Origin of the sequence: Ensifer sp. 4252, assembly GCF_050434565.1 — a bacterium.
Classification (GTDB): domain Bacteria; phylum Pseudomonadota; class Alphaproteobacteria; order Rhizobiales; family Rhizobiaceae; genus Ensifer.
Window position 1 is genome coordinate 230,010 of sequence record NZ_JBNDIU010000008.1, and the last position, 10,972, is coordinate 240,981.

At 59.6% G+C, this 10,972-nt stretch carries 9 protein-coding genes and 1 tRNA gene; 7 read left to right on the top strand and 3 right to left on the bottom strand.

Translation table 11 applies throughout. From position 1 onward, the window contains the following. The first annotated feature begins 9 nt into the window (after positions 1 to 9). From ligD to ABIE33_RS17815, 5 genes are read left to right on the top strand one after another with little or no spacing between them, the layout of a single operon-like run. Positions 10 to 2,472: a DNA ligase D gene (gene ligD, locus ABIE33_RS17795; RefSeq protein ID WP_429127438.1), complete on the top strand. Its 2,463-nt coding sequence runs from the start codon at positions 10 to 12 to the stop codon at positions 2,470 to 2,472. 25 nt (positions 2,473 to 2,497) lie between these two features. Beyond that, positions 2,498 to 3,370 (top strand): Ku protein, encoded by an 873-nt coding sequence (locus tag ABIE33_RS17800; RefSeq protein ID WP_429127441.1) that lies wholly within the window; start codon positions 2,498 to 2,500, stop codon positions 3,368 to 3,370. Continuing rightward, complete coding sequence (locus ABIE33_RS17805; RefSeq protein WP_429127443.1) at positions 3,370 to 4,455, top strand: tetratricopeptide repeat protein; 1,086 nt, start codon at positions 3,370 to 3,372, stop codon at positions 4,453 to 4,455. The genes ABIE33_RS17800 and ABIE33_RS17805 overlap by 1 nt, the downstream gene beginning before the upstream one ends. Before the next feature lies 1 nt (position 4,456). Then, positions 4,457 to 5,098, top strand: coding sequence for an alpha/beta hydrolase family protein (locus ABIE33_RS17810; RefSeq protein WP_429127445.1), 642 nt, complete (start codon positions 4,457 to 4,459; stop codon positions 5,096 to 5,098). A gap of 13 nt (positions 5,099 to 5,111) precedes the next feature. Next, positions 5,112 to 5,891, top strand: coding sequence for an exodeoxyribonuclease III (locus ABIE33_RS17815; RefSeq protein ID WP_429127448.1), 780 nt, complete (start codon positions 5,112 to 5,114; stop codon positions 5,889 to 5,891). Positions 5,892 to 6,080: 189 nt separating this feature from the next. Here the strand turns inward: ABIE33_RS17815 and ABIE33_RS17820 are convergent, their stop codons facing one another. Further along, complete coding sequence (locus ABIE33_RS17820) at positions 6,081 to 6,272, bottom strand: DUF6494 family protein (RefSeq protein ID WP_429127451.1); 192 nt, start codon at positions 6,270 to 6,272, stop codon at positions 6,081 to 6,083. Between the two features lie 1,260 nt (positions 6,273 to 7,532). Between ABIE33_RS17820 and ABIE33_RS17825 the strand changes: the two genes are divergently transcribed. Together ABIE33_RS17825 and ABIE33_RS17830 are read left to right on the top strand one after the other, a co-directional pair. After that, on the top strand, positions 7,533 to 8,492 hold the full coding sequence (locus tag ABIE33_RS17825; protein ID WP_429127454.1) for a hypothetical protein: 960 nt from the start codon (positions 7,533 to 7,535) through the stop codon (positions 8,490 to 8,492). Positions 8,493 to 8,782: 290 nt separating this feature from the next. After that, positions 8,783 to 10,003 carry an ATP-binding protein gene (locus ABIE33_RS17830; protein ID WP_429127457.1) on the top strand — a complete coding sequence of 407 codons (1,221 nt, stop codon included), beginning with the start codon at positions 8,783 to 8,785 and terminating at the stop codon, positions 10,001 to 10,003. On the opposite strand, the gene ABIE33_RS17835 is transcribed toward ABIE33_RS17830, so the two are convergent. Continuing rightward, the gene (locus ABIE33_RS17835) at positions 10,000 to 10,488 is read right to left on the bottom strand and encodes a DEAD/DEAH box helicase family protein (RefSeq protein WP_429127460.1); all 489 of its coding nucleotides are present in this window, start codon (positions 10,486 to 10,488) and stop codon (positions 10,000 to 10,002) included. The genes ABIE33_RS17830 and ABIE33_RS17835 overlap by 4 nt on opposite strands. Positions 10,489 to 10,893: 405 nt before the next feature. Further along, positions 10,894 to 10,970 (bottom strand) — tRNA-Met (locus tag ABIE33_RS17840). Positions 10,971 to 10,972 lie beyond the last annotated feature (2 nt).

Consider the following 10,972-nt stretch of genomic DNA (forward strand, 5'->3'; position numbering starts at 1 on the left):
CGTAGAGCGATGGCGACATCGAAGCTGACGGCCTATCGCAAGAAGCGGGACTTTTCGAAGACGCAGGAACCCGTTGGAGGTCTTGCCGGCGACGGTAACCGTTTTGTTGTGCACAAGCATCGTGCGACCGCAGATCACTACGATTTGAGGCTGGAGATCGGTGGCGTGCTGAAGAGTTGGGCTGTTCCGAAGGGGCCGTCGCTCAATCCGGCGGACAAGCGGCTTGCGGTGGAGACCGAGGACCATCCGCTGGAATATATCGACTTCGAAGGCGTCATTCCCCAGGGTGAATATGGCGGCGGCCCGATGATCGTCTGGGACACAGGCGTCTGGGCGCCGATGGACGATGTCGAAAAGGCTCTGAGGACAGGCTCCTTCAAGTTTCGCCTTGCCGGCGAAAAGCTCAACGGCGGCTGGATGCTGGCACGATTGAAGCCTAAGCCCGGAGAGGATGGTCAGCACAACTGGCTTCTATTCAAGGAACGCGACCTCGCCGCCGACGCGACCGTGGAAATTGTCACCGCGCGTCCCGAAAGCGTCAAATCCGGCCGCCGGATCGAAGAACTGGTGGAAAAGCCGAAAAGGCCGCCCAAGCCGGTCAAGCTCAACCCCAGCGCGCTTTCGGGCGCGGTCAAAGGCGCCGCACCCATCCGCATCGAACCGCAGCTTGCGACGCAAGCGCCTCATCCACCTGGCAATGTCGAGCAACACGAGGTTTGGCTGCACGAGATCAAGTTCGACGGTTATAGGACGATGGCCCACGTGTCCGCCGGTGAAGTGCGCCTGATTACTCGCGGTGGTCTCGACTGGACGAGGCGCTATGGTGACCTGCCGGAGGCGTTTCGGCGATTGCCCAGCCGCGATACCATCATCGACGGGGAAATCGTCGTGCTGGACGGCAAGGGGATCAGCCGGTTCGCATTATTGCAGGCCGCGCTCGCTCAAGGTGCGGGCAGCAAGCTCGTCTTCTATGCATTCGATCTTCTCCATCTCGACGGCTGGAATCTTCTCAACGTTCCGCTCGAAAAACGGAAGGCGCTGCTGGCGCAACTGCTTAAGGGGCAAGTGTCCAGCCACGCCGCCATTCAGCTCAGCGATCATGTCGTTGGCGATGGGCGCGCGCTCTACGCGCAGGCCTCGGAAATGGGCCTTGAGGGCATCGTGTCGAAGCGAGCCTCCGCTCCCTACCGGAGCGGCCGGTCGAAAACCTGGACCAAGATCAAGGCGCTGAGAGCTGATGACTTCGTAATCGTTGGATACACGACCTCGGAGGCTGCGGAAGGCCTTGCCGCGCTGGCGCTCGGCGAATGGGTAGGAGGTGAGCTGCAGTATCGCGGCAAGGTTGGAACGGGTTTTGACGCGGACATGCTCAAGCAGTTGCTCGCCCGGCTGGAACCGCTCCGTGCCGGTGCGGCCAAGCTCGACGGCGCGCCACGGGAAATCATCTGGGTCCGGCCGGTGCTGTCAACGCATATCCATTACGCCAACCGGACCGCCGACAACGCGCTCCGTCATGCCGTATTCAAGGGGCTCCGCGAGGTCGAACTCTCGACGCCGATTTCCACGCAACGAAAGCGGTTGATCTCGGATGCCGATCTTGCGGGCATCTCGATCACCAATCCCACACGCCGGTTGTTCGGCAAATCCGGCCCGACCAAACTAGACATCGCCGTGTATTACGCCATGGTCGGCGATTTCATGCTGCCGCATATTCTCGGCCGTCCGGTCTCGTTCGTCCGCTGCCCGACGGGCAGGCCGGAGGACTGCTTCTTCCAGCGTCACGCCTTCACCGGCATGCCGGCCTCGGTGGAGACCTTTCAATCCACCAATTCGGAAGGCGAGACGAAGTCCTACCTCGCCGTCGAAGACGCAAAGGGGTTTCTGGCGCTGGCGCAATTCGGCGTCGTCGAATTCCACACCTGGGGAACCACGCGAAAGCAGTTGGAAAAGCCGGACCGCATCGTCTTCGATCTGGATCCCGGCGAGGGCATCGGCTGGCGGGAGGTGGTCGAGGCCGCCGTTCATATCCGCGGTGAACTCGAGGCGCTTGGTCTTGTTCCGTTCGTCAAGACATCAGGTGGCAAGGGTATTCACGTGGTCGTGCCGGTCAAACCAACACTTGTCTGGAGAAAGCTGCATCCGGCGACCAGCGCCATCGCCGCGCGCCTCGCAGCGACTGCTCCACAGACGTTCACCACCACAATGGGCAAGGACAATCGCATACGGCAAATTTTCATCGACTTCCATCGCAACGCACGCGGGCACACGGCGGCGGCTCCCTATTCGCTTCGGGCACGCACCAATCTGCCAGCATCGACCCCCGTAAGCTGGACCGATCTTGAAACTATCGACGCTCCAGAGGATTTGAACTATTCTTCTTTGCCAGGCCTCTTGGCCACATCCGGCGATCCCTGGGCCGATATCGATGAATTTGCCAGGGATCTGCCCTTGTTGTCTCAGGCTAAAAAGTAATCGTGTTGCCGCGCAGGAGATGATCATGGCGCCCAGGGCAAGTTGGAAAGGTTACCTCAAACTCAGTCTCGTGAGCTGCCCGGTCCGGCTCTATCCCGCCACCAGTTCGAGCGAGCGCATCAGCTTCAATCAGCTCCACAAGGATACGCACAACCGGATCAACATGAAGCCGGTCGACCCGGAACTGGGCCTGGTCGAACGGTCCGATCTGGTGAAGGGCTACGAGTACGAGGACAAGAAATACATCATCATCGAGGACTCCGATCTCGACAGCGTCAGAATTGAATCCAACCACACCATGAACATCGAGGCCTTCGTTGACGAACGGTCGGTCGACGTCATCTACCAGGATGCTCCCTATTATCTGGCGCCAGATGGGGCGATGGCCGAAGAGACGTTCGTCGTGCTGCGTGAGGCGCTGCGAAAATCCGGCAAGGTGGCGATCGCGCGTCTGGTCCTGTCCAGCCGCGAGCGGGTGATCACCATTGGCGCGCGCGAGACCGGCATGTTCGTTTGCACGCTGAGGAATCCCAGCGAGGTGCGCGGCACGGCCGAATACTTCGGCAATATCCCGGTCGGAAAGCCCGAGCCCGAAATGCTTCAACTCGCCGAGGCGCTCATCCAGCAGAAGCTGACCACATTCGATCCCAAGAACTACGAGGATCGCTACGAGGTAGCGCTGATGCAGATGATCCGCGAGAAGCTCAAGGGTCACAAGCCGATCATTGCAGAAGCTCCCGAACGCGGCAATGTCATCAACCTCATGGATGCGCTCAAGGCGAGCCTTTCGCAATCGAAGCCGCCGGCAAAAAGCAAAACCAAGTCGGAGCCAGCGGCAAAGCCGGCGGCGAAGGTTGCTTCCGCAACGGCCAAACCTGCTGCCAAGCAGAAGTTCTGATGGCGGTTCCTGGCCAGACATTCGGCATCGTGGGCGCACTGGCCGCATTTCCGAGACGGCTGGCGGCGCGGGAAGTCGAGCGGCAAGGCGGACATCTGCGGCGCGGTGTTACGCGCGCAACCTCGCATCTGGTCTTTGGCAGAGGTTTGCTTGCAAAGGCAGGAGAAACCGAGATCGAAACCCGGTTCGGCGCGGAGGCAGGCCACGGCAGGTGTATCCTCAGCGAGAACGGTTTTCTTAGGCTGCTCGGTTTGGTGACATCGCCGGAAAGATCTACGCTGACACGACAGGCACTGTTGGACCAGTCCCGGCTTTCTCCGCGGGCGTTTGACCTTCTTTCCCTGTTCGATGCCTTCGAACACGACGCAGAGCCCTATTCCTTCCGTGATCTCATCCTCGCAAGGAAGTACGCGGGCCTGATCGCCAGCGGCGCTACCTGGAGTGCGATCGCAAGGTCAGTATACCGCTCCACGTCGGTGGCCTCGCTCACAGCACTGTCGCTCCATCACGAGGGCATGGATGCGATCTATGCACGCGGTGCCGAAGGCTTGAGCGAGCTCGATGGCCAGTTGCTGTTCGATCTGGGAACGCGCGACGACGCCGAACTCGAAGACCTGTTCTCACGGGCGGAAGCCGCCGAGGACGAAGGTCTCTACGATGAGGCGGTCGCACTCTATCAACGCTGCCTTGCCATCGATCCCACCGATTCCGTGGCTGCGTTCAATCGCGCGAACTGCCTGAAGGCAGCCGGCAGAATGGCCGACGCCGCGCATGACTATGCGCGGGCGATCAAGCTCGACTTAAGCTTCGTCGAGGCCTGGTTCAACCTCGCCGGCCTCATGAGCGAACGAGGACATATCGACGCTGCTCGCAGGCACCTGCGCAAGGCTGTCGAAACTGACGGCGACTACGCCGATGCCATCTACAATTTGGCAAAACTCGAATTTGATACCGGCAATCTCGGCGACGCGCGGCGCTGGTGGACACGCTATCTCGAACTGGACACTGATTCCGAATGGGCGCGGGCTGCGGCACGCGGCATACAGTTCGTCGATCTGCAGCTCATTCCGAAAACGGCTGGTTGAAATGGGCGAAAAATTCCTGATCGATGGACCGGACGGTGCCCGCGTCACCATTCTTCTTGCACATGGCGCCGGGGCGCCGATGGATTCCGCATCGATGACCGCGACCGCCGAGGCTCTCGCAGCAGCTGGCTTTCGCGTCGCCCGTTTTGAGTTTGGCTATATGGCGGCCCGCCGCACGGCCGAGGGCCGCAAGCCTCCGCCCCGTGCCGAGACGCTCAACCCGGAATACAAGGCGGTCGTCGCAGAGTTGGATGCAAAAACTCCGCTTATCATCGGCGGCAAGTCGATGGGCGGAAGGGTCGCCAGCATGGTTGCCAGCGATCTCCATACGACCGGGAAGATCATTGGACTTCTTTGCCTCGGATATCCGTTTCATCCGCCGGGCAAGCCGGAGCAGCTTCGCACGAAACACCTCGCTGGGCTCACGACGCCGACATTAATCTGCCAGGGAACGCGCGACGAATTCGGCACGCGAGAGGAGGTTCCCGGCTATGCACTCTCGAAAGCGATCGAACTGCTCTGGCTTGAGGATGGCGATCATGACCTCAAACCCCGCAAGAGCATTTCCGGCTTCTCGGCCGCCGATCACCTGAAGACGATGGCCGAGGTGGTCGCGGCATGGGCCGGCAGGCTGGGGCGCTGAATATGCCAACCGCATGAAGATCGCGACCTTCAACATCAACGGCATCAACCGGAGGCTCGAAAATCTGGTCACCTGGCTGAATGCGGCCAAGCCTGATGTTGTCTGCCTGCAGGAGCTCAAGGCAACGAACGGACAATTCCCAAGGGCGGCAATCGAGGCCGCGGGCTACGGCGCGGTCTGGCGCGGACAAGCGGCCTGGAATGGCGTCGCCATCCTCGCACGCGACAGCGAACCGATCCTGACCCGCGCTGAATTGCCTGGCGATCCGGCCGACATGCAGAGCCGGTACATCGAGGCGGCGGTGAACGGCATTCTGGTCGCGTCACTCTATGCACCCAACGGCAATCCACAGCCCGGTCCGAAATTCGACTACAAGCTTGCCTGGCACGACCGGCTGGCGCTACATGCCGCGGAACTGCTGGCGACCGACGTGCCGGTCGTGCTTGCCGGGGACTACAACGTGGTTCCCGAACCGCGGGACATTTATCCCACCCGGTCTTACGATGACAACGCCCTGCTCCAGCCCGAGAGCCGCGCCGCGTACCGACAGCTTCTCGATCAGGGCTGGCTTGACGCAATCCGCAAAGTCCATCCAGAGGGGGCAATCTATACGTTCTGGGACTATCGCCGGAACCGATGGCAGCGCGACGCCGGTCTGCGTCTCGACCACGTCCTTTTGAGCACGAAACTGAGGCGACGGCTCAGCGGCGCCGGCATTGATAGATATGTGCGGGGCCTGGATGGAGCAAGCGACCATGCGCCAGCCTGGATCACTTTGCGGGAGGATACGTGAACTTGCCATCTTAGAGCCTGAGCCGATCGAGACGTCCTCGGCGTGGCGTCGGATTGTTCGCACGGAGCGGGTGACCAACTTCTGTCTTGCGACGAACTTATCCCCGTGCTGAAGCGGAGGCAGATGCACTTGGAGGCATCCCGGCGGGACTTGTGCTGTCGGGCGGGTCGCCGATCGCTTCGCTGGGGCTTATGGAAGTTCGATCTCGCCATCCACCACGTGGTTGAGGTCGGTGCCTTCCCCCGTCAGCGTCATGCGGACCTTCAGCTTCTTGCCGCCGGTCTGCCCTTCGCGCACCGTCTCCTCGATCTTGCGCTGCGAGGTGATGCCGACTTCCTTCAGGAACTTGCGGATCGACATGTTGAAGGCCTCTTCGCTCATGGCGGAACTCCTCTTTGTCCGGAAGGGATTGTAAGGGAAGGCACGTGGTCAAGGAAGCAGGACGGTGACGCGCGGTGCCCAAACGAATACCCCGCGCGTAGAGGAGGCGTCGGGCGACGGCAAGTTAACGCGAAGACGCGCCACCTCCCGCGGGTCAACGTCATGCGGTTTACGGCTCGCGCGTTCATTTGCCTTTGAAGGTCGGCGTTTTTCTGAAGTTTGTTTCAGGCGCGCTTGGCGGTTAGCTGCGTTTGCTGTTCTTTGTCGCAGAACGACAAAAAGCCCGCGGGTTTTCACCTGGCGGGCTTTTTGTTTGCTTTGGTTGCGGGGGCAGGATTTGTGGTTTTCTGTCCCACTGCGTCGGCTTTTGCCTCGTTGCGGGCCGCTGACGAGGCGATCACCTCCTCGACCCGTTACGAGGCAAACAAAAAAGCCGCCCTTTTGGAGCGGCATTTTTGCTTGTCTGGTTGCGGGGGCTCGCAACCAACGATTCCTGCGATTGGTTGAGCGAGAAATACCAAAGTTGGCAGCATAACGGGTGTGATATAGTGTCATCTGAAATCGCGTAGAAACGGCGGTATCGCGGTAAAAAAGTTCGAATAGCGCAGGGTCGAATAGTGAATTTCACCACTGCTTAGGTTGCCTTATGTTCCTTTTTTGTTCTACATAATGCCAATTAGATCTTTCTCTCGATAACCCACGACCGCGCTTTTGCTCATTTGCCATGAAACACCGCTTCACCCGCCAAGAGCTCTATCACCGCGTCTGGTCGAAGCCGATGTCGCACCTGGTTGTCGAGCTCGGGACCACCACGGGCAATCTCAGCACATTGCTGCGACGCGCCGATATTCCAACGCCATCGTCCGGGCATTGGATGCGGAAGGAGTTCGGAAAGCCTGTCGAGCAGCCGCCTTTGCCGCCAGCACCATCTGGATGTGTCGAGCCGCTGGTGCTGGTTACAGAGTAGACGAGCGTTAAGCGCAAACTGAAGCATGTTAAAGCAGGCCCAGCTGCGGTTTCCATTTCCGGCGAGACACAGCAAGTTCTTGCGTCCCCTGCTGAAGATACGGTGCAGGTCGCGCTAAAGCCACGTCCGACACAACCGACGAGGATGACGCGAGAGGAACTCTACAACGCGGTGTGGACAACGCCGATGTCGCGTTTGGCCATGGATTATGGGATCAGCTGCAACGGCCTCGCCAAGATCTGCGATAGGGAAGATATCCCGTATCCGCCTCGCGGATACTGGCGAAACATGCCGTGGGCAGGGCACCACAACAGACCCCATTGCCGAAATCGGGCAGTGCACACTCCATCACCATTCGACCGACACCGTTGCCGCCTCCTCCAATCGAGCTGCCGCCGGAGGTCAAGCAACAGGCGGAGAAAGCCCGTGCGAGTGAATCCGCTCTTGCGGTGCCTGAACGCCTTCTGAGGCCCCACGCAGTCATCGCCTCATGGCTCACGGAGCACGAACAGAAAAAGCGTCGAGCCCGAAGTGAGCGCGATCCATGGAGGCGCAATCTTTATGACCCTGGCGATTTCTCCGAAACGGACCACCGTAAACACCGCATTCTGGATGTGTTGTTCAAGGCGATTGAGCGCCGCGGCGGAAAGGTTAAGCAGGGAGAGCGAGGCGTCCAGGTTCGTGAGAAGCAAAAGCAGGAACGTCGGGCTCTGACCGACAACGAAAAGCAATTCAGATCACCCAGCGACAACGGCTGGAAAAAGGAACTGGTGCCGACAGGATGGCTCGTTTTCGAGATCAAAACCTGGCAGTGGCCGAGTGGTCTTCCTCGTCAATGGCTTGAATCCGAAAAACAGCCGATGGAGGGCATGCTGCCGGACATACTGGCCACCTTCGTTGCAGCCGAACCATTGCTCGTTCAACAGCGCAAGGATCGAGAGGCGGCGGAGCGCGAGCGCCAACTTGCCGATCAGCGCCGCTATGAACAGCGGCGTCGCAAGCGCGATGCTAACCGCTGGCAACGCTTCCGGGAGTTAGCGCAGGACTGGCACGAACTCGCCGCCGTGCGCGATTTCCTGGCAGCGCTGCGATCAATGAACGTCACGCCCACCGCCGAAATCGATGGTCGCAGCGTTGAAGAGTGGATCGCATGGGCGGAGGAATGGCTCCAGCGGGCTGATCCAACCGCCGGCGGCGTCGGCAGGTTCTTCGAGCAGGTCGCTGAAATCACCGATTGGGCCTACCGAGATTGACCAAGTGGACGCTGAGTAAGCGTTGCGATCGTATTTGGACATCGTGGTCTCTGCGGCAGGTGCCAGAAACCTCTACTCGAGCCATAAACCGTCACGGCAAACTCACTTACACCCGAATTCTGAGGGGGCGTTGCGGGTCTCTCCGCTGCAGAGCGGTGCGTCGGCAGCTAACCGCCGGCCGGAAGGGATCCTTCTTCCCAGATTGCGAACTTGCAAGTTCCAATTAGCGGCCCGTTGACTTCCAATCAGCCGAGGCCGATAGTTCCAATCGTCCGAGATTCGAGGAAAGCATGTTCGAAAGGTTTGTAGAGCAGAGGGCGGAGGAAGCCCTTTTGGATACTCCGGTCGTCCTCATCGTAGGACCGCGCCGGGCCGGCAAGACTACACTTGTCCGAAAGATGGGAGAAGCCGGCCGAACCTATATCACCCTCGACGATCAGACGGTTCTCGAAGCCGCCCAATCCGATCCTGCCGGCTTCATTCGGGGTCTGGATAGAGCCATCATCGACGAGATTCAGCGTGCGCCAGACCTGCTGCTGGCGATCAAGAAGACAGTCGATGAGGACTATCGTCCGGGCAGGTTTCTACTTACCGGGTCAGCAAACGTGCTGACTTTACCGCGGATTGCGGACAGCTTGGCCGGGCGAATGGAGACCATCCGAATGCTGCCGCTGGCAAGGGCTGAGATCGAAGGCCGGACGCCGTCCTTTCTGGAGCACCTTTTCGACGGGAAGCTAAAGAGCCCGCGGAGCTCTATCATCGGAGACGACTTCGTCCAACTCGTTCTGCTCGGGGGATTCCCCGAAGCGATCAGCCGCAACAGCGAACGACGACGACAAGATTGGGCACGGTCCTATCTGACTTCTATCCTGACGCGAGATCTCCGGGACATTGCCGATGTGGAGAAGCTGACCGAGTTGCCGAAGTTCGTGCGGCTATTGGCCGAACATACAAGCCAATTGGTCAACTATTCGCAGTTCGGCGGCAGCATCAACGTCAGTCACAAGACTGGGCAGCGTTATGTCGGCCTGCTCGAACAGGTGTTCCTGGTCGCAACGGTACAGCCTTGGTTCACCAATACGCTGAAGCGTATCGTCAAGACGCCCAAGCTGCATTTCCTCGATTCAGGTCTGCTGGCCAGTGTGCGCGGGCTCACCTTCGACAGAGTGAAGGCGGATCGCGGAGCATTCGGCGCGCTGCCGGAGAGCTTCGTGTTTTCCGAAGTTCTGAAGCTAATGACGGCGTCGAACCTGCGGTTGACGCCATGTCATTTCCGGGATCGGGACATGCGCGAGGTGGACATCGTACTGGAACGCGACGATGGGATGATCGCTGGCATCGAGGTCAAGGCCAGCGCCACGGTCAAGGCCGGCGATTTCGGAGGGCTCCGCGCACTTGCAGAAGCCTGCGGCGATCGTTTCGCCTTCGGCGTCGTCCTCTATGACAGCACTGATGTGGTGCCGTTCGGCGACAAGCTGGCCGCAGCGCCGCTGTCCAGCATGTGGGGCTAGGAATGGTCGCAGACGGCGCGATCCTGCTCGCCCAGAGCGTTGTTGATGCCGTCAACGGAACTTGGGAGCAATCGCTCCACATAGGCGGCATCGACTTTTGCTCCGGCAACTGCGCCATCCTCGTCAACGAACAGCGATTTCGGATCGCCTGTGTCGAAGCCCATCGTGATCCAGAATTTGCTCCGGATGTATTGATAGATCTGGTCAGTCAGGGCAACGCGCGGTGTGACAACAAGAACACGCTTCACCCGCGGGAAGCATCGGCACAGAACAGTGATGACGGCAGACTTTCCCGCCCCCGTCGCCATCTTCACGAGCGCGGCCTCGTTTTCGATCTCGCTGACAGGTAAGGATCGGTTGCTGCACAGGTAAGCTGCCAGCAACGCGACCGCTGCCTGCTGATGGTCCCATAAAGATAGGGCTTCTTCCTCTGAGGGCTGCCAGAATTTGTAGGTGCGAAGATGCTTAATCAGCGAGCTATACAATTTGCGATCGATATCGTCAGCATTGCGGATCGAAATCCGGTCGTCGTCAAAATGCGTTTTTAAATCCGTAGCCCTCCCCGACCGACTTACGCTTAGAAATCCGAATTTTGCATAAACCGACGGTAGTATCTTTCATATAACTGTAGATACCGGTCCGTCAGGCAAGCCGCATGTCTATGAGCCGCGAGTGATCGGATACGCTTTTCGTGGGCTGCCGCGGAAGATGACCTCGCATTACCTGCGGAACCGACGACATCATGCGGCGGAGGTTGCAGGTGTCAGCCAACCCGATTTGCACCTGCGGAACTAAGTCTCTGATTTCATTGGCGGTTAGCTGCGTTTGCTGTTCTTTGTCGCAGAACGCCAAAAAGCCCGCCGGTTTTCACCTGGCGGGCTTTTTTGATTTGGTTGCGGGGGCAGGATTTGAACCTGCGGCCTTCAGGTTATGAGCCTGACGAGCTACCGGGCTGCTCCACCCCGCGCC

What these genes read in the sequence shown, in the direction of transcription:
- ligD (WP_429127438.1), top strand. Translation starts at nt 10, where the DNA reads ATGGCGACATCGAAGCTGACGGCCTATCGCAAGAAGCGGGACTTTTCG.
- ABIE33_RS17800 (WP_429127441.1), top strand. Translation starts at nt 2,498, where the DNA reads ATGGCGCCCAGGGCAAGTTGGAAAGGTTACCTCAAACTCAGTCTCGTG.
- ABIE33_RS17805 (WP_429127443.1), top strand. Translation starts at nt 3,370, where the DNA reads ATGGCGGTTCCTGGCCAGACATTCGGCATCGTGGGCGCACTGGCCGCA.
- ABIE33_RS17810 (WP_429127445.1), top strand. Translation starts at nt 4,457, where the DNA reads ATGGGCGAAAAATTCCTGATCGATGGACCGGACGGTGCCCGCGTCACC.
- ABIE33_RS17815 (WP_429127448.1), top strand. Translation starts at nt 5,112, where the DNA reads ATGAAGATCGCGACCTTCAACATCAACGGCATCAACCGGAGGCTCGAA.
- ABIE33_RS17820 (WP_429127451.1), bottom strand. Translation starts at nt 6,272, where the DNA reads ATGAGCGAAGAGGCCTTCAACATGTCGATCCGCAAGTTCCTGAAGGAA.
- ABIE33_RS17830 (WP_429127457.1), top strand. Translation starts at nt 8,783, where the DNA reads ATGTTCGAAAGGTTTGTAGAGCAGAGGGCGGAGGAAGCCCTTTTGGAT.